The 17,433-nt window shown below is 64.0% G+C and carries 14 protein-coding genes; 8 read left to right on the top strand and 6 right to left on the bottom strand.

The features are described from left to right. Positions 1 to 80: 80 nt before the first annotated feature. Positions 81 to 353, bottom strand: a complete 273-nt coding sequence (locus AC1RRE_RS06495; RefSeq protein WP_492980294.1) for a ribbon-helix-helix domain-containing protein — start codon at positions 351 to 353, stop codon at positions 81 to 83. Between the two features lie 107 nt (positions 354 to 460). Beyond that, positions 461 to 1,663: a pyridoxal phosphate-dependent aminotransferase gene (locus AC1RRE_RS06490; protein WP_492980293.1), complete on the bottom strand. Its 1,203-nt coding sequence runs from the start codon at positions 1,661 to 1,663 to the stop codon at positions 461 to 463. A 360-nt stretch (positions 1,664 to 2,023) separates the two neighbouring features. Between AC1RRE_RS06490 and AC1RRE_RS06485 the strand changes: the two genes are divergently transcribed. The 3 genes from AC1RRE_RS06485 to AC1RRE_RS06475 all read left to right on the top strand — a co-directional run bounded on the left by AC1RRE_RS06485 (position 2,024) and on the right by AC1RRE_RS06475 (position 5,222). Beyond that, on the top strand, positions 2,024 to 3,046 hold the full coding sequence (locus tag AC1RRE_RS06485) for an ABC transporter substrate-binding protein (protein ID WP_492980292.1): 1,023 nt from the start codon (positions 2,024 to 2,026) through the stop codon (positions 3,044 to 3,046). Positions 3,047 to 3,147: 101 nt separating this feature from the next. After that, the gene (locus AC1RRE_RS06480) at positions 3,148 to 4,338 is read left to right on the top strand and encodes an MFS transporter (RefSeq protein ID WP_492980291.1); all 1,191 of its coding nucleotides are present in this window, start codon (positions 3,148 to 3,150) and stop codon (positions 4,336 to 4,338) included. Next, positions 4,335 to 5,222 (top strand): DMT family transporter, encoded by an 888-nt coding sequence (locus tag AC1RRE_RS06475; protein ID WP_492980290.1) that lies wholly within the window; start codon positions 4,335 to 4,337, stop codon positions 5,220 to 5,222. The genes AC1RRE_RS06480 and AC1RRE_RS06475 overlap by 4 nt, the downstream gene beginning before the upstream one ends. A 3-nt stretch (positions 5,223 to 5,225) precedes the next feature. On the opposite strand, the gene AC1RRE_RS06470 is transcribed toward AC1RRE_RS06475, so the two are convergent. The 3 genes from AC1RRE_RS06470 to AC1RRE_RS06460 form a co-directional block, all read right to left on the bottom strand. Further along, entirely contained in the window at positions 5,226 to 6,812 is a 1,587-nt protein-coding gene (locus AC1RRE_RS06470) for a class I SAM-dependent DNA methyltransferase (RefSeq protein ID WP_492980289.1), read from the bottom strand. Positions 6,813 to 6,832: 20 nt separating this feature from the next. Then, a complete protein-coding gene (gene ettA, locus AC1RRE_RS06465) occupies positions 6,833 to 8,515 on the bottom strand; it encodes an energy-dependent translational throttle protein EttA (RefSeq protein ID WP_492980288.1) in 1,683 nt (560 codons plus the stop codon). 90 nt (positions 8,516 to 8,605) lie between these two features. After that, positions 8,606 to 9,532: a histone deacetylase family protein gene (locus AC1RRE_RS06460; protein WP_492980286.1), complete on the bottom strand. Its 927-nt coding sequence runs from the start codon at positions 9,530 to 9,532 to the stop codon at positions 8,606 to 8,608. 216 nt (positions 9,533 to 9,748) lie between these two features. Here AC1RRE_RS06460 and AC1RRE_RS06455 point away from each other — a divergent pair, with 216 nt between their 5' ends. From AC1RRE_RS06455 to AC1RRE_RS06445, 3 genes are all read left to right on the top strand, one after another. Continuing rightward, positions 9,749 to 10,870, top strand: coding sequence for an efflux RND transporter periplasmic adaptor subunit (locus AC1RRE_RS06455; protein WP_492980284.1), 1,122 nt, complete (start codon positions 9,749 to 9,751; stop codon positions 10,868 to 10,870). 24 nt (positions 10,871 to 10,894) lie between these two features. Continuing rightward, positions 10,895 to 14,029 carry an efflux RND transporter permease subunit gene (locus tag AC1RRE_RS06450; RefSeq protein ID WP_492980283.1) on the top strand — a complete coding sequence of 1,045 codons (3,135 nt, stop codon included), beginning with the start codon at positions 10,895 to 10,897 and terminating at the stop codon, positions 14,027 to 14,029. A gap of 99 nt (positions 14,030 to 14,128) precedes the next feature. After that, a complete protein-coding gene (locus AC1RRE_RS06445) occupies positions 14,129 to 14,569 on the top strand; it encodes a hypothetical protein (protein WP_492980282.1) in 441 nt (146 codons plus the stop codon). Between the two features lie 18 nt (positions 14,570 to 14,587). On the opposite strand, the gene AC1RRE_RS06440 is transcribed toward AC1RRE_RS06445, so the two are convergent. Continuing rightward, the gene (locus tag AC1RRE_RS06440; RefSeq protein ID WP_492980281.1) at positions 14,588 to 15,097 is read right to left on the bottom strand and encodes a response regulator; all 510 of its coding nucleotides are present in this window, start codon (positions 15,095 to 15,097) and stop codon (positions 14,588 to 14,590) included. 181 nt (positions 15,098 to 15,278) lie between these two features. Here AC1RRE_RS06440 and AC1RRE_RS06435 point away from each other — a divergent pair, with 181 nt between their 5' ends. Together AC1RRE_RS06435 and hemA are read left to right on the top strand one after the other, a co-directional pair. Next, positions 15,279 to 15,935, top strand: a complete 657-nt coding sequence (locus tag AC1RRE_RS06435; RefSeq protein WP_492980280.1) for a flavin reductase family protein — start codon at positions 15,279 to 15,281, stop codon at positions 15,933 to 15,935. 188 nt (positions 15,936 to 16,123) lie between these two features. Beyond that, positions 16,124 to 17,338 (top strand): 5-aminolevulinate synthase, encoded by a 1,215-nt coding sequence (gene hemA / locus AC1RRE_RS06430; RefSeq protein WP_492980279.1) that lies wholly within the window; start codon positions 16,124 to 16,126, stop codon positions 17,336 to 17,338. Positions 17,339 to 17,433: the final 95 nt, after the last annotated feature.

Here is a 17,433-nt window from a genome sequence, read left to right as displayed (position 1 = left end):
CGCATCGCCGCCTCTTCTGCGGACGGCCGGGCGGGAGCGCCTCTACACTGCGATGTCGATAATCCCCCGAACGCCGTACGCTACTGTTCCTGCTTCCCTGCCGGCAGCACCGCTCTGTCGGCGGTATCCGTCGGCTTCAGCAGCCCGTCTTTCGCGCGTTCCAGAACCCACACCCGGATCGCACTGGAAAGATTGCCGGTTCGGGCTGAGTCGATATCGCTGACCACCTGATTGATGGTCTTGCCGTCTGCGGCGGCCAGCACCTGCATCGCCTCCCAGAACGCCTGTTCCAGGGAGATGCTGGTGCGGTGCCCGCCAACAACGACGGAGCGTTTCTTTACCGTCGTCGGCATATCGAACCTGCCCGGCCAGAGGGCCGTGACCGGGGCTGCTTAGCATCGGGATATGTCCGCGCCAAGACAGCCTTCCCGGTCGGCGTGATGGCCGTCACCAGTTACCCTCAGGAAAGTTGGGCACAGAACTCCTGGATGCGGCCGCAGGCATCTTTGAGCGCTTCGGTTGACGTGGCGTAAGAGATGCGGAAGTGCGGCGAAAGACCGAAGGCCTCGCCGAAGACGACAGCGACGCCCTTCTCTTCCAACAGCGCATTGGCGAAATCGAGATCCGACGTGATCTTCACGCCGCCCTTCGAGGTCTTGCCGATGGTGCCAGCGCAGCTCGGATAGACGTAGAAGGCGCCTTCCGGCTTCGGGCAATGGATGCCCTTGGCCTGATTCAGCATACTGACGACCAAATCGCGGCGCTGCTTGAACACGGCGTTGTTCTTCGGGATGAAATCCTGCGGGCCGTTCAGCGCTTCCACAGCAGCCGCCTGGCTGATCGAGGACGGGTTGGAGGTCGACTGCGACTGCAGGTTCGACATCGCCTTGATCAACTGCACGGGACCGGCGGCATAGCCGATGCGCCAACCGGTCATGCAATAGGCCTTCGACACGCCGTTCATGGTGAGCGTGCGCTCATAGAGTGCAGGCTCGACCTGGGCAGGCGTGGTGAAGACGAAATTGTCGTAGACCAGATGCTCGTACATGTCGTCGGTCAGGATCCAGACATGCGGATGGCGTACCAGCACGTCGGTCAACGCCTTCAGCTCGTCACGCGTATAGGCGGCGCCCGAGGGATTGGACGGCGAGTTCAGGATCACCCACTTGGTCTTCGGCGTGATCGCCTTTTCCAACGCTTCGGGGCGCAGCTTGAAGCCGTCATCTGCCTTGCCGGTCACGAACACCGGTGTACCACCAGCGAAGTTGACGATATCGGGATAGCTGACCCAGTAAGGCGCCGGAATGATCACTTCATCGCCGGGATTGATGGTGGCCAGCAGCGCGTTGAACAGCACCTGCTTGCCGCCGGTGCCGACGCTGATCTGCTCGGGCTTGTAGTCCAGGCTGTTCTCGCGCTTGTACTTGGCGACGATCGCCTGCTTCAGCGCGACGGTGCCGTCGACATCGGTGTAGCGCGTCTCGCCGCGATCGATCGCAGCCTTGGCCGCGTCACGGATATTGGCCGGGGTCTCGAAATCGGGCTCGCCCGCGCCGAGGCCGATCACGTCGCGGCCGGCGGCCTTGAGCGCGCGGGCCTTCTGGGTGGCGGCAATGGTGGCAGACGGCTTGATGCGACCGAGAGCATCGGACAGGAACGGCATGACGATTGCGACTCCTAGGCGCGAAAAACAGAGGGGAAAGGCGGGCGAACCATACGTCTGGCCTCTGGGCGGTGCAACATATCAACTTGTCGCCCGACAATGTTTTGCCGCAAAAGCAAGCAATGCGGCCGCAGCTTGGGCAGTAATCCTGCCCCATCCGTAACGGACTGGTTTTTGAACCGGTTTCCGGGCTTGCCCACAGGGCCCATGGCTGGTCCTGGAATTGCATGCGGATTGCCCCGGGCCTGTGCCCGATTCGCCCTTGGCGGGTGTGCAACCCAAGGCATAGACTGCCGGGCCTGCAACCGACCCGACTCGCAAAGATCGGCCAGGATTAACAGTTCTACGGGGAGACTATCGATGACCTTCGCGCGCAGCATGACCTTTGCGGCGGCCGGCCTTGCGCTGGCACTGGGAACCGCCGGCACGGCCGTTGCCCAGACCAAAGTGAAATTCACCCTCGACTGGGCCTTCCAGGGCCCGACCTCGGCCTTCCTGGTCGCCGAGCAGAAGGGTTACTACAAGGCCGAAGGCCTCGACATCACCATCGATGCGGGCCAGGGCTCGGCCGGCGCGCTGCAACGCGTCGCCACCGGCGCCTATGAAATGGGCTTCGCCGACATCAACGCCCTGATCGAATACAACGCGAAGAACCCCGATGGGCTGGTGAAGGCCGTGATGATGGCCTATGACGCCCCGCCGTTCGGCGTCTACGCGCTGAAGTCGTCAGGCATCAAGACGCCGAAGGACCTGGAAGGCAAGAAGCTCGGCGCGCCGGTCTTCGATGCGTCGTTCAAGCTGTTTCCGGCCTACGCCGCCAAGGTCGGCATCGACCGCAGCAAGGTGACCAACATCAACCTGACCCCGCCGCTGCGCGAACCCAGCCTGAAGAACGGCAGCGTCGACTTCATCAGCGGCCATTACTTCTCGTCCATTCTCGACCTTGAGAAGATCGGCGTGAAGGAAAGCGAGATCATCGCCTTCCCCTATGCCGATGCCGGCATGGACTTCTACGGCAACGCCATTGTCGCTTCGCCGAAGTTCATCAAGGAAAACCCTGCCGCCATCAAGGCCGTGGTCAAGGCGACCATCAAGGCCTGGAAGGAAATTGCCGCGAACCCCGACGTGGGCATCAAGGCGACCAAGACCCGCGATGGCCTGACCGACGAAGCGCTGGAACTGCGCCGCCTGAAGCTGTCGCTGGAGCGCAACGTCATCACCAAATACGTCAAGGAGAACGGCTTCGGCGGTGTCGACATGGCCCGCCTGCAGCGGTCTTCCGATGCCGTGGCCGCCGCCACCGGCCTGGAAAAGGCCCCGAAGGCCACCGACCTCTTCGAGGAAGGCTTCCTGCCGCCCAAAGCCGAGCGCATGATGCCGTGATCGGATGACCGAAAACGGGTACAGTCAGGCGGCGGGGGAAACCCCGCCGCTTTCTTTTGTGCCTTCCCCGGTCCGTCTTTCGCAGTTCGCCAACCATAACAATGACCGCATCCTCCCGGACCAACTGGCAGGCGGTGTTCGCCGTCCTCGCCGCCGGCATCATCGTCTCCATGCAGATCGGCAAGCTGCCGCCGCTGTTGACGCAGCTGCGTGCCGAATTCGGCCTGGACCTGGTGCTGGGCGGACTGCTTGCCTCCTCGGTCAACCTGATCGGCGCCTCGCTCGGCATCATGGCCGGCTTCGCCAGCGACCGGATCGGCCGCCGCAGCGTCAGTCTCGGCCTGCTGATCGCAGCCTGTGGCAGCGCCCTCGGCGCTTTCGCCCCTGATGGCGCGGCCGGCACCATTCTGCTGCTGGTCGCGCGCCTGATCGAAGGCCTGGGCTTCGTGCTCACCGTGGTCTGCGGCCCCAGCCTGATCGCCGCATCCAGTCTCACGGCCCAGCGCAGCCTCGCGCTCGGTTTCTGGAGCAGCTATATGCCGCTCGGCGTTTCCGGCGGTCTGCTCGGCGCACTGTTCGTCAATCTCGGCCTGCTCGACTGGCGCGACCTGTGGCTGGTCATGGCCGGCATCCTTGTCATTGCCGCCATTGCCATCGACCGCCTCACCGTCGGCGCGATGCTACCCAAAGCACGCGGCTTCAGTGGCGCAGCGCTGCGGCGGCCCGGCCCCTGGCTGCTGGCCGGCTGCTTCGCCTGCTACACCACGCAATGGTTCTCCATCGTCACCTGGATGCCGACCTATCTGCATGACAGCGGCCTGATCGGCGATACCGGCATCGCCATCGGCGTCGCCATGGTGGTGCTGGTCAATGCCGTCGGCACGACGACCTCGGCAGCGCTGATGCATCGCGGCCTGCCGCGCTGGGCCATCATCGCCACCGTCAGTCTTGGGATGGGTATCTTCGGTGTGCTGTGCTTCGCGCCCGATCTTCCCGTGCTGCTGCGCATTGCGCTTGCCATGGCCGCCAGCGGCTTCGGCGGCATGCTGCCAGCCGCCGTGCTGGCCAGCGTGCCCGGACAGGCCCAGAATCCGGCCGAGATCGCCACGGTGAACGGCATTGTCGTGCAATTGCTGAATATCGGTTCCTTCATAGGCCCGCCGACGCTGGCGGCCCTGGTGACGCATTTCGGCGGCTGGAGCGACGGCCGCTGGCTGCTGCTGGCGGCGGGCTGCATCGGCCTGCTGCTGGCACTGGGCCTGCGCGCATTGGACAGGAAGGCCGGTGCATGAAGAACAAATACGATCGCGGCGACGCCTACCTGCTGCTCACCGTCATCATCTGGGGCAACACCTTTCCCACGGCGAAATACGTGCTGGGCATCATGCCGCCCAATGTCTATGCCTCGACGCGTTACATGCTGGCGGCGCTGACCCTGATAGCGGTGCTGGCCTGGCGCGAAGGCCTCAGACTGCCGCAGCGCCGCGACCTGCTGGTGCTGACCGGCTTCGGCTTCCTCGGCATCACCATGATGCAGCTGCTGTGGACCAATGCCCTGGCGCTCAGCACGGCCTCAAAAGGCGCGATCCTTGTCGCCACATCTCCGATCTGGGCGATGATCTTCAGCAGCCTGCGCGGCCAGCGTCTGCCGCCGCTCGCCTGGGGCGGTGTGCTGCTGTCCTTCTGCGGCGTCTTCCTCGTGATCAACAACAGCCTGACCGCCATCACGGTGGGCGGCGGCCATGTCATCGGCGACCTGATGTTCCTGATGGTCGCCTTCTGCTGGGCGCTCTATTCCGTACTGTCGCCGCCCTATCTCGCGCGTCTGGGCGCGCTCTATGTCTCGGCTTGGTCGATGCTGTTCGGCGCCCTGTTGCTGATCCCCACGATGCTCTGGGGCTGGAGCGACATGCACTGGGACGCCATGGGCACCGGTCACTGGGCCAGCTTCCTCTACACGGCGATCCTGGCCGGCGCGCTGGGATATGTCTTCTGGTACGAGGGCATCCGCCGGATCGGCGTCGCACGGTCGGTGGTCTATTCCTACCTGATCCCGGTCTTCGCCATGCTCAGCGCCGTGGCATTCCTGGGCGAGCATATCTCGACGGCGCAGCTGATCGGCGCAACGGTGGTGATCGCCGGCCTAGTGCTGACCCGCGCCACCGCGACGAAATAAAACTCAGCTTTCAGCCGAGAAGCAGAGCGCGGCACTGCCATCGGCCAGCGTCACCGGATCGACGGCGAGCACGAACAGGCCTTCGGCTTTCGCCATCTCGCGCAGCTCGGCTTCCGTGCAGACATTCGCCGGCAGCAGGCCGATGAAGGCGCCGGCCAGCGCCAGCGCGATCTTCACGGCCGAGAACAGCAGCGGCAGGTCGGAGACCAGCGGCGCCAGATCGGTCGCCAGGATCAGATCGAAATGATCCGGGCGGTTTTCCAGGAACGGAATGATGTCTTCCGCCTCGCTGTCATCGTAGATGCCAGCCTCGAAAGCGCGACGGCTGCGCGCTTCGTCAGGCGACACCATGTCCAGATGCTGGGCCATGCCGCGCAGGGTCAGGATATGCTGGCCCAGATAGCCACCCAGATCGACGGCCCAGCCGACAGTGAAACCCTCGCCGATGGTGCGCTGCGCGGCTGCCAGCACCACTTCCGCGCCCAGTGAATCCAGGCCGGTCAGCAGTTCTTCCGTCGACAATGCAACTTCGGCGCCGGGTTCATTGGCGGCCAGCCGGCGCAGGGCAAAGACAAAGCCTTCGACCGGACGGTTTTCTTCCCGACGCAGCACAGTCTCTTCCAGGCTGATTACGGCAAAGCCGGCCTCAGAGGCGCGCTTACGCAGGTAAGCCTCGCCATGCTGGTAACGGCCAGTCTTGGTCGCGTGATACCGTGCACCCGTACCGCGCTCCACCGTGGCGACGAAGAATCCCCCGTCCTGCAGGCCGTCATGCACAGCTGTGAAGACCATGCGCAGATCGCCGAAATAGGACAGCACATCGGCGGCCAGCACCAGATCATAGGCCGCCTTACGCTTTTGCAGCGTCGCGACGATCTCGCCGACAATCAGTGTGTTGTAGCTGCCACGCTCCCTGGCCTTCTCTACCATGCGCGAAGACAGGTCGACGCCATCCAGCCGGGCGCAGAGCTTGCGCACTTCCGGACCCAGCAGGCCGGTGCCGCAGCCTAGGTCTATGGCATGCTCCGCTGTGGCGCCGTCCAGCACCGCGCGTGTCGCCGCGGCGACCTGCTGCGGCGCCTTGTAATCGAGCCAGTTGACCAGCTTGTCATCGAAGCTGTCAGCGAAATTGTCGAAGAGTTTCTCCACATAAGCCGCATCGGGCTGGTCGGGCGCGACGCCTGACAGCACGGCGATCATGTGGCGGGCCTCAGCCTGCTCGGGCTGCACGGCCAACAGGCGGCGATAGGTCACCAGCGCATCGGCGCGACGATCCAGCCGCACCTGCAGGCGCGCCACGGCATGCAGCAGAGCAACAGAGTCGGGATTGTCGCGTAGCGCCTGTTCCTGACGCGAGAGCCGCGTCGCCAGACTTTCATCCAATCGTAACTGCGCCAGCGCCGCATGCAGCGGATCGACCGGCGCTTCCGCCATCACCGTCACCGGCTGCACCGGCACCTTCACGCCGCCCAGATGCATCAGCATGTCACTGATGCCGCCGGCACCGGCCTTGGCGACCAGCGGCTGGCCCGCGGTCGGCGCGATGCCGCCGCCGGCTTTTTTCTGGGCCCGTCGCTCTTTACGGTTCATGGCCGGTTCATCAGACCGGCTTAGCGCCGCTCGAGTGGCTTGTACTTGATGCGGTGCGGCTGGTCGGCATCGGCGCCGAGGCGACGCTTCTTGTCGGCCTCGTAATCCTGGTAGTTGCCCTCGAACCACTCGACATGGCTGTCGCCTTCGAAGGCCATGATGTGAGTGGCGAGGCGATCGAGGAACCAGCGATCATGGCTGATCACGATGGCGCAGCCGGCAAAGGATTCCAGCGCCTCTTCCAGCGCACGCAGCGTATCAACATCCAGATCGTTGGTCGGTTCGTCGAGCAGCAGCACGTTGGCGCCGGTCTTCAGCATCTTCGCCAGATGCAGGCGGTTGCGTTCACCGCCCGACAGCATGCCGACCTTCTTCTGCTGGTCGGCGCCCTTGAAGTTGAACCATGAGCAATAGGCGCGGCTCGGCACGTCGCGCTTGCCCAGCGAGATCATGTCGTTGCCCTCGGAGATTTCCTCCCAGACGGTCTTCTTGTCGTTCAAGGAGTCGCGGCTCTGGTCGACATACCCGAGCTTGACGCTTTCGCCCACACGCAACTCACCCTGGTCCGGCGGCTCGCCGCCGGTGAGCATGCGGAACAGCGTGGTCTTGCCGGCGCCGTTCGGGCCGATGATGCCGACGATGCCGCCCGGCGGCAGCTTGAAATCGAGCTTGTCGATCAGCAGGCGGTCGCCGAAGCCCTTCGACAGGCCCTCGGCCTCGATCACCACATTGCCCAAGCGCGGACCGGCCGGGATGGTGATGGAGACCGCATCGGCGGCCTTGTCGTTCTGCTGCTGCAGCATCTCTTCATAGGCCTTGAGGCGGGCTTTGGACTTGGCCTGGCGCGCCCGCGGGCTCTGGCGCACCCATTCCAGTTCCTGGGCCAGCGACTTGCGGCGGGTATCCTCTTCCTTGCCTTCCTGGGCCAGGCGCTTTTCCTTCTGTTCCAGCCAGGAGGAGTAGTTGCCCTCCCACGGAATGCCCGAGCCGCGATCGAGTTCGAGAATCCAGCCGGCGACGTTGTCGAGGAAGTAGCGATCATGGGTGATCGCCACCACGGTGCCTTCATATTCGTGCAGGAAGCGTTCGAGCCAGGCGACCGATTCCGCATCCAGATGGTTGGTCGGTTCGTCGAGCAGCAGCATGTCGGGCTTCGACAGCAGCAGGCGGCACAGCGCCACGCGGCGCTTCTCACCACCCGAGAGCTTGCTCACATCGGCCTCGCCCGGCGGGCAGCGCAGCGCGTCCATGGCGATCTCGACATTGCGCTGGAGATCCCAGGCATTGGCGGCGTCGATCTTTTCCTGCAGCTCCGCCTGCTCGGCGATCAGCGCATTCATCTCGTCATCATCGGTCACTTCGCCGAACTTCATCGAGACTTCCTCGAAGCGGTCCAGCAAAGCCTTGGTCTCGGCCACGCCTTCCATCACGTTGCCCAGCACGTCCTTGGAGGGATCGAGATGCGGTTCCTGCGGCAGGTAGCCGATCTTGACGCCATCGGCGGCCCAGGCCTCGCCGGTGAATTCCTTGTCCAGGCCCGCCATGATCTTCAGCAGGGTGGACTTGCCGGCGCCGTTATTGCCCAGCACGCCGATCTTGGCGCCCGGCAGGAAGCTGAGCCAGATGCCCTTGAGGACCTGCTTGCCGCCCGGATAGGTCTTGGCCAGATCCTTCATCACGTAAATGTACTGATACGACGCCATTTTTCGCTCCGGGCGTTGGAAGTCTAAATCCGGCCGAGTTGTACAGAAACGGGGCTACGGGGGCAATGCCGGGAGCCCTGCAAACGGGGTTCAGGCCACCATCAGGGCTTTCACATGGGCTGCCGTGGCGCTGGCCAGGGCCCGCAGGTCGTAACCGCCTTCCAGGGCCGAAACCAGCCGGCCCTTGGCCGTCCTGTCAGCCAGCGCCACCAGACGCTCGGTGGCCCAGTAATAATCCTGGTCGTTGAACTGCAGCTGCGCCAGCGGATCGCTGGCATGGGCGTCGAAGCCGGCCGAGATGATCACCAGTTCCGGCGCGAAGGCTTCCAGCTTCGACAGGATGCGTTCGAAGGCGATGTGGAATTCGCCCGAACCCGCATAGGGCGGCAGCGGCACGTTGACGATATTGCCAGCCACGCCCTCTTCATTCACGCGCCCGGTGCCGGGATAGAGCGGCATCTGGTGCGTCGAGGCATAAAAGAGATCGGCATCAGCTGCGAAAGCCGACTGCGTGCCATTGCCATGATGCACGTCGAAATCGATCACGGCGATGCGCTTCAGGCCCCAATGGGCGCGCGCATGCTGGGCACCGACGGCAACGTTGTTGAACAGGCAGAAGCCCATGGCCTGTTCCGGCTCGGCGTGATGGCCCGGCGGCCGAACTGCGCAGAAGGCATTGCGCAGCTCGCCCTGCATCACCGCATCGATGGCGGCGCAAACCGCGCCAGCGGCGCGCAAGGCCGCCTCGCCAGAGCCTGGTGAAATGATGGTGTCGCCATCGATGGCGCTCAGGCCACATTCCGGGATGGCCCGCAGCATGCGCTCGACATAGTCGCCGGGATGGACGCGGGCGATCTGCTCCGGCGTCGCCCGCGGGGCCTCGCGGCGATCCAGATAGGCGAAATCCTCGCCCTCCAGGCGGGCCAGAATAGCCTGCAGCCTTTCCGGGCATTCCGGATGACCATCTCCCGTATCATGGGAAAGGCAGGCGGCATGGGTGAACAGCCCGGTTACCAAATCAGCACCATGACCATCAATTCATCTCCTCCCGGCCGGCCCGACACAAGAATTTCAAGTGAAACCGCAGGACCTTGCACCGACCCACGTATACAATAGATCATACGACTGCCGAAATCAGCAGGACCACCGTCAGGCGGCCCTGAAACGGCAGTTCCGGGGGATTTACGGGGTACGCCAGCAAGCGGCCCCGTGTGAACAGGGTGGTAGAGGGCAATGAAGCTTTGGGGTCAGGTCCTGGTGATCGGCGTGCTCGCGACCGGCGGCGCGCTCGGCTATGCGTATCGTGACAGCCTGCCGTTCATTGGCAGCGGGCAGGCGACCCCCAAGGCCGCCACCGGCGCACCGGTCATTCCGGTCGAGGCCGTGCCGGTCCGCCGCATGGACATCACCCGCACCATCGAGGCCGTGGGCACCGCCCAGGCCAATGAAGCCGTCGCCATCACCGCCAAGGCCACCGGCATGGTGGAGCGCCTGAACTTCCAGGAAGGCCAACTGGTCAAGGCCGGCGTCATCCTGGTCGAACTGGAAGCGGCCGAGGGTGCCGCCAATATCGGCGCGCTACGCGCCGCCCGCGACGGGGCCAAGCTGGCCTATGACCGCGCCAAGCAGCTGATCGAGACCAAGACCGTTGCTCAGGCCCGCCTGGACGAACTGAGCAAGGCCTATGAAGGCGCCGAGGCGCGCCTGCGTGCCGAGCAGGCGAAATTCTCCGACAGCGTGATCAAGGCGCCGTTTGCCGGCAAACTCGGCCTGCGCCGTGTCAGCCTCGGTGCACTGGTGCGTCCGGGCGACATCATCACCACGCTGGATGATACCAGCGTGATCAAGCTGGAATTCGAGATTCCGGAAACCGTGCTGAGCGGCATCGCCATCGGCAACACGGTGAGCGCGAAAGCCGCTGCCATGCCCGGCACCAAGTTCGAGGGCGTGGTCAGCACGGTCGACAGCCGCGTCGACCCCACCACCCGCGCCGTCCGCGTGCGCGCTCAGATCCCCAATGCCGACGACATGCTGAAGCCCGGCATGTTCATGACCGTGGCGCTCAGCATGGGCAAGGTGCCGGATGCCATGATGGTGCCCGAAGAATCGCTGCTGGCCCAGGGTGGCGAACAGTTCGTCTTCATCATCCGCGACGGCAAGGCTACCCGTACCCGCGTCACCATCGGCCAGCGCGTGCCGGGTCTCGCCCAGATCACCAACGGCCTGCATGCTGACGACCAGATCGCCGTGACGGGCCTGCAGCAGCTGCGCGACGGTTCGCGCGTGCGCCAGACCAACACGCAGTCGGGCACCCCGCCGATCTCGGGCGCCGCACCTGCAAAGTCCGCCAGCTAAACCGCGCCGCACGGGAACGCAGTCATGGTCCTCTCCGACGTTTCGATCAAGCGCCCGGTCTTCGCCACCGTGCTGTCGCTGGTGCTGGTGATCTTCGGCCTCTTTGCCCTGCGCGGCATGGCGGTGCGTGAATATCCCGATATCGATCCGCCGGCGGTGAACGTCACCACCATCTACCGTGGCGCCTCGGCCGAGATCATCGAAAGCAAGATCACCCAGGTGATCGAGGATTCGGTCGCTGGCATCGAGGGCATCCGCACCATTACGTCGGCCAGCCGCGAGGAATCCAGTTCGATCAGCATCGAATTCAACCTGACCCGCAATGTCGATGCCGCTGCCAACGACGTGCGCGACAAGGTCGGCCGCATCCTGTCCAAGCTGCCTGACGAAGCCGACCAGCCGATCATTGCAAAGACCGAAGCGGATGCCCGCCCGATCATCTACATCTCGCTGTTCTCCGAACGCCTGAACCTGCTCGAACTGACCGACTATGCTGACCGCTTCCTGGTCGACCAGCTGTCGGTCATCGACGGCGTGGCCTCGGTGAACATCTACGGTGCGCGCCGCTATTCCATGCGCGTCTATCTCGACCGCATGGCCATGGCGGCCCGTAATGTCACGGTGCAGGACATCGAGGAAGCGATCCGCCGCCAGAATGTCGAGTTGCCGTCCGGCCGCATCGAAAGCAACATGCGCGAATTCACCGTGCGCGCCGAATCCGGCCTGCGCACCGCCGCCCAGTTCCGTAACATCGTGCTGCGCGAGCAGGACGGCTACCTGCTGCGTCTGGGTGAAGTGGCCAAAGTAGAGCTGGGCGCAGAAGACGAGCGCACCGAGCAGCGCATCAACGGCGTCACGGCCATTGGCCTCGGCGTCATCCGGCAGTCCAAAGCGAATGCCATGGACATTTCCAATGGCGTCGTCGCCACCGTGGCACGTCTGCAGGGCAGCCTGCCGACCGGCGTGCGCATGGAAGTGACCTACGACCAGTCGAAATTCATCAGCCAGTCGATCTATGAAGTGTTCCACGCGCTCACCGTCGCGCTGGCGCTGGTGATCGGCGTGATCTTCCTGTTCCTGCGCTCCTGGCGCGCCACACTGATCCCCGCCGTCGCCATTCCGGTGTCGGTGATCGGCTCCTTCATGGTGATCGGCGCGCTGGGCTATTCGATCAACGTGCTAACCCTACTGGCACTGGTGCTGGCCATCGGCCTGGTGGTCGACGACGCGATCGTGGTGCTGGAAAACATCCATCGCCGCATCGAGCTGGGCGAGCCACCCTTGCTGGCGTCTTTACGCGGCGCACGCCAGATCGGCTTCGCCGTCATCGCCACCACCGTGGTGCTGATCGCTGTGTTCGTGCCGATCTCGCTGATGGATGGCAATACCGGCCGCCTGTTCCGCGAATTCGGCATGTCGGTCGCGGCCGCCGTGATGTTCTCGGGCTTCGTCGCACTCACGCTGACCCCGATGATGTGCTCCAAGCTGCTGCACGACGCCAAGGAAGAAGGCTGGTTCTACCATGTGACAGAGAAGTTCTTCGTCGGCATGAGCAACGGCTATGGCCGCATCCTGCGCCTGTCGTTGGGTGCGCCGATGATGGTGCTGGCCATTGGCGCCGCCGTCTCGGTCGCCGCCTTCCTGATGTTCAAGGTGCTGCCGCGCGAATTCGCGCCGACCGAAGACCGTGGCGTCTTCTTCGTCATTGTCGACGGCCCTGAGGGCGCGTCCTATGACTATACCCGCAAGGCCGTCGTCGCCATCGAGCAGGCACTCGAGCCCTTCATCAAGTCGGGCGCCGTGACCGTCGTGCAGTCGAATGTCGCGCCAGCCTTCGGCGGCCGGCCCTCGCCGGTCAATTCCGGCTTCATCGTCGTCCGCATGGCCGACTGGGGCGACCGCGACGTGAAGCAGCAGGAAGTGGCCCGCCAGGCCTTCCAGAAGCTGCTGACCCTGACCTCCGTCCGCGCCGTCGTCGTCAATCCGCCAAGCCTTGGCCTGCCGGGCGCGCAGGCGCCGGTGCGCTTCATCCTGGGCGGCTCGACTTATGCGCAGCTCGACGAATGGTCGGATCGCGTGATCGAGCGTGCCCTGCAGAATCCGAACCTGCTGGGCGTGCGCAAGAACTATCTGCCCAACCGCCCCGAGGTGCAGGTGCAGATCGACCGCGACCGCGCCGCCGATCTGGGCGTGCCGATCGAGACTATCGGCCGCACGCTGGAAACCATGCTGGGCTCGCGTGAAGTGACCAACTTCCAGCGCGATGGCAAGCAGTACAAGGTGCTGGTGCAGGCGCCGGTCGAACAGCGCGTCACCCCGAACGACATGAACAACATCTATGTGCGCGGCAGCAACACCGGCGGCAAGCTGGTACCGCTGGCCAGCCTGGTGACACTGAAGGAAGGTGCCAACGCGCGTGAGCTAAACCGCAATGACCGCCTGCGGTCGGTGATGATCGAGGCCTCGATGGTGCCCGGCTATACGCTGGGTCAGGCATTGGATTATCTGGATGGTGTCGCCGCCGAGGTGCTGCCGCCGGAAGTGCGCATTTCCTATGCCGGCCAGAGCCGCGAGTTCAAGGACTCCTCGTCGGCGATCTTCGTCACCTTCGCGCTGGCGCTGATCGTGGTGTTCCTGGTGCTGGCCGGCCAGTTCGAAAGCTGGATCCATCCGATCATCATCATCCTGTCGGTGCCGCTGGCGGTGACCGGCGCACTGGCGGCCCTGCTGCTGGCGGGCCAGACGCTGAACATCTACAGCCAGATCGGCATCATCATGCTGGTGGGTCTGATCGCCAAAAACGGCATCCTGATCGTGGAATTCGCCAACCAGCTGCGCGACGAAGGCCGCGATATCTACGACGCCGCCGTCGAAGCCTCGATCGCCCGCCTGCGCCCGATTCTGATGACCACCATCGCCACCATTTTCGGCGCGGTACCGCTCGCCTTCGCCCATGGCGCTGGCGCCGAATCGCGCTCGGCACTCGGCTGGGTCATCGTGGGCGGCATGACCTTTGCCACCCTGCTCAGCCTGTTCGTGGTGCCGGTGCTGTATCTGCTGCTGGCCCGGTACACCAAACCGGCCGGCTTCATCGCCCGCAAGCTATCGGAGCTTGAGCAGCGTCCGGATGTGGATAACAAGGCCGCGCCGGCCGAGTGACCTCCTCGTAAGGTCAGGTTATCAGTTGATAACCTAGACTCTGGGGGGGCGGGCCTTTCCTATACCGGGACCCGAATCTTACGCGTCCCCAACAGGCTCATGACCCATCCCGATTCCAAGAAAAACACGCCCGATCAAGCATTTGGTGCGGCGGTCGCCAGCGCTCAGGCCGCCGTCGCCGGTCTGGCGGACCAGTATATCGGCTGGGTTACCGACGACCTGAAACGGCTGGATGTCGCGGTCGCCGCGGTAACCGATGGCCGCAACGAAACCGCCCTGCGCGAGGTCTATGGCGTCGCCCACGACATCAAGGGACAGGGCAGCACGTTCGGCTACCCCCTGATCACCAGCATCAGCCAGCTGCTGTGCCGCTATACCGAAGATGCCGTCCATCACAGCAAGGTCGACCGCGATGTCATCGATGCGCATGTCGCCGCGCTGCGCACGGTGGTCGACAACCGCATCCAGGGTCATGCCGGCGAGCTGGGTGAGGAAATCGTCGAGGCGCTGAAAGGCGCCGCCCAGAAGACTTTCGAATAAGCGCCGAGCGAATAAGCCTCAGGCCTTGTCGGCGGTGCGCCGGAACGGACCGGCATAGCCGGGACGCAGCTGCCGGCGCCGGTCCGGCCCGAAATAACCGTCATTGCGGACGAACTTGCGCGGTCGCTCGATGATCTCGCGCAGACGTGCCTCCACCGTCTTGGGGGCCAGCGGCAGCACCAGGATTTCATGCACGCCGGCCTGCAGCGCCTGCCCCACGCGTTCGCGCGTCACAGTCTGCGTCACCAGTACCACCGGCATGAAGGGGCTCGGCGAGGCCTCGTCGCGCCGCAGACGGCGCACCAGGCTGAGGCCATCCTCGCCCGCCAGTTCCCAGCGACATATCACGATATCGAAGCCCGGCTCGTCCGGTTGGGCTCCGCTCAGCACCGTCCAGGCCTGCGTCACGCCGGGCACGAAACGGGCATCGCGGATTTTCAGGGTGGTCAGCAGCCGCCGCCATGTGATGATGACGGCGGGGTCGGATTCGACGATCAGCAGGGCGAGGCGACTCAGGTCATAGGGCATGCAAGGTCACGCACCTCACTGCACAGGTCATTCACTTCACAGACCCAGTTTACTTCACAGACGCCGTTTACTTCACAGATCATTGACGCGATCTCTTCTGCTTCGCCGATTGCCCCCGCCCCGGCTTTGCACCACTCTATAGCGCATTATCCCCAGCCTGCGACAGAGCAGCGGAGCAGAAATGTCCACCACCACCCTCTCCGATACCGACATGCATTTCTATGAGCCGTCCGCCGGCCATGGCCTCAAGCACGATCCTTTCAAGGCTATTGTCGCCCCTCGCCCCATCGGCTGGATTTCGTCGCGCGATGCCCAGGGCCGTGTCAACCTTGCGCCCTACAGTTTCTTTAACGCGTTTTTCGACAAGCCACCGATCATTGCCTTCGGCAGTGCCGGCTGGAAAAACAATGAGAACAACAAAGACAGCGTCAGCAATATCGAGGCGACCGGCGAATTTGTCGCCAACATGGCGACCCGGCCGCTGGCCGAGGCGATGAACAAGACCGCGGCCACCGTGCCCCATGAGGTGGATGAGTTCACCCTCTCCGGCCTGACACCGGCGCCGTGCCGGAACGTAAAGGCGCCGCGCGTGGCCGAGAGTCCCGCGGCGCTGGAATGCAAATTGCTGCAGGTGCTGCCGCTGAAGGATCTGGACGGCAATCCGCTGCAGGGCTGGATGGTGCTGGGCCAGGTCGTCGGCGTGCATCTCAACAAGGCCTATATCAAGGACGGCCTGTTCGACACCAGCGCGGCGCGGCCGATCATGCGGGCCGGATATATGGCCGATTATTTCGAAGCGACGCCGGAAACGATGTTCCGCATGGTGCGCCCGAAATAGCCCGAGAATCTGTCTCAGCATCGCGATCCGGCCACTCAACTGACCGTGAACTGCGGCCGCCTGCGACCCCTCGCCGCGCCTGCAGGCCTTCAGGCCCTCTAGCCAGCCGGTCGGGCGAGACGCTAATATCCGGCACCAGCAACGATTTTTCCGGCGGACTGTTCTTCCGGCGACCAGGCATCAGCCCCATGGACTACGAAGCCCTCTTCGGCCAGGCGGTCGAAACATTGCGCGCCGAAAAGCGCTATCGGGTGTTCACCGAACTGGCCCGCAACTGCGGCAGTTTCCCGGTGGCCGAGAACCATAGCGGTATCGGTCCGGCGAAGATCACCATGTGGTGCTCCAACGACTATCTCGCCATGGGCCAGAACCCGGTGGTGATCGAAGCTATGCAGCAGGCGGTCGCGCAGTTTGGCGCCGGCGCCGGCGGCACCCGCAATATCTCGGGCAACAGCCACGCCATCGTCGAACTGGAACACGAGCTGGCCGACCTGCACGGCAAGCAGGCCGCGCTGGTCTTCATGTCGGGCTATATCGCCAACCAGACTTCGCTGGCCACACTGGCCAAGCTGATGCCCGGCTGCATCATTCTCTCGGATGCCGACAACCACAACTCGATGATCGAGGGCATCCGTCATTCCGGTGTCGAGAAGAAGATCTGGCGCCACAACGACGTCGCCCATCTGGAAGAATTGCTGAAAAGCATTCCGGCTGACCGGCCCAAGCTGATCGCCTTCGAGAGCGTCTACTCGATGGATGGCGACATCGCGCCGATCCATGCCATCTGCGATCTGGCCGACAAGTACAATGCCATGACCTATCTGGACGAGGTCCATGCGGTCGGCCTCTATGGCAATCGTGGCGGCGGCATTGCCGATCGTGACGACGCCATGCACCGCATTCACATCATCCAGGGCACCATGGGCAAGGCCTTTGGCGTCGTCGGTGGCTATATCGCCGGCAGCAGCACCATGATCGATGCGGTGCGTTCTTATGCCCCGGGCTTCATCTTCTCCACCGCCATGCCGCCGGCCATCGCCGCGGCCGCCACGGCCAGCGTGCGCTATCTCAAGCGCAGCCAGGTCGAACGTGCCCGCCACCAGGAGCGGGCCGCCACGCTGCGTCGCATGTTGATCAATGCGGGCCTGCCGGTGCTGGTCAACCAGAGCCATATCGTGCCGGTGATGATCGGTGACGCTGCGCTGTGCAAGGCCGCCTCCGACCTGCTGCTGGCCGAGCACGGCATCTACATCCAGCCGATCAACTACCCCACCGTGCCCCGCGGCACCGAGCGGCTGCGCATCACGCCGACGCCGGTTCATACCGACGCCATGATGCAGGCGCTGACCACCGCCCTGCTCGACGTCTGGCAGCGGCTGGGGCTCCGCCGTCAGGCCGCCTGAGCCGTCCGGAGCATCTTATGCTCCGGAATACTTCGCGATATTACGAGATTTAAACCTTTGTAAACACTACCCCTATTAGTACCCATTCAGTACTA

Source organism: Ferrovibrio sp. GW821-FHT12D07, assembly GCF_058807275.1.
This window is presented reverse-complemented; position numbering and strand designations above follow the sequence as displayed.

Bases quoted from the DNA above. Each gene is read 5' to 3' on its own strand.
- AC1RRE_RS06470 (WP_492980289.1), bottom strand. From the start codon at position 6,812: ATGAACCGTAAAGAGCGACGGGCCCAGAAAAAAGCCGGCGGCGGCATC.
- AC1RRE_RS06475 (WP_492980290.1), top strand. From the start codon at position 4,335: ATGAAGAACAAATACGATCGCGGCGACGCCTACCTGCTGCTCACCGTC.
- hemA (WP_492980279.1), top strand. From the start codon at position 16,124: ATGGACTACGAAGCCCTCTTCGGCCAGGCGGTCGAAACATTGCGCGCC.
- AC1RRE_RS06435 (WP_492980280.1), top strand. From the start codon at position 15,279: ATGTCCACCACCACCCTCTCCGATACCGACATGCATTTCTATGAGCCG.
- AC1RRE_RS06445 (WP_492980282.1), top strand. From the start codon at position 14,129: ATGACCCATCCCGATTCCAAGAAAAACACGCCCGATCAAGCATTTGGT.
- AC1RRE_RS06490 (WP_492980293.1), bottom strand. From the start codon at position 1,663: ATGCCGTTCCTGTCCGATGCTCTCGGTCGCATCAAGCCGTCTGCCACC.
- AC1RRE_RS06450 (WP_492980283.1), top strand. From the start codon at position 10,895: ATGGTCCTCTCCGACGTTTCGATCAAGCGCCCGGTCTTCGCCACCGTG.
- AC1RRE_RS06485 (WP_492980292.1), top strand. From the start codon at position 2,024: ATGACCTTCGCGCGCAGCATGACCTTTGCGGCGGCCGGCCTTGCGCTG.
- AC1RRE_RS06480 (WP_492980291.1), top strand. From the start codon at position 3,148: ATGACCGCATCCTCCCGGACCAACTGGCAGGCGGTGTTCGCCGTCCTC.
- AC1RRE_RS06495 (WP_492980294.1), bottom strand. From the start codon at position 353: ATGCCGACGACGGTAAAGAAACGCTCCGTCGTTGTTGGCGGGCACCGC.
- ettA (WP_492980288.1), bottom strand. From the start codon at position 8,515: ATGGCGTCGTATCAGTACATTTACGTGATGAAGGATCTGGCCAAGACC.
- AC1RRE_RS06455 (WP_492980284.1), top strand. From the start codon at position 9,749: ATGAAGCTTTGGGGTCAGGTCCTGGTGATCGGCGTGCTCGCGACCGGC.
- AC1RRE_RS06440 (WP_492980281.1), bottom strand. From the start codon at position 15,097: ATGCCCTATGACCTGAGTCGCCTCGCCCTGCTGATCGTCGAATCCGAC.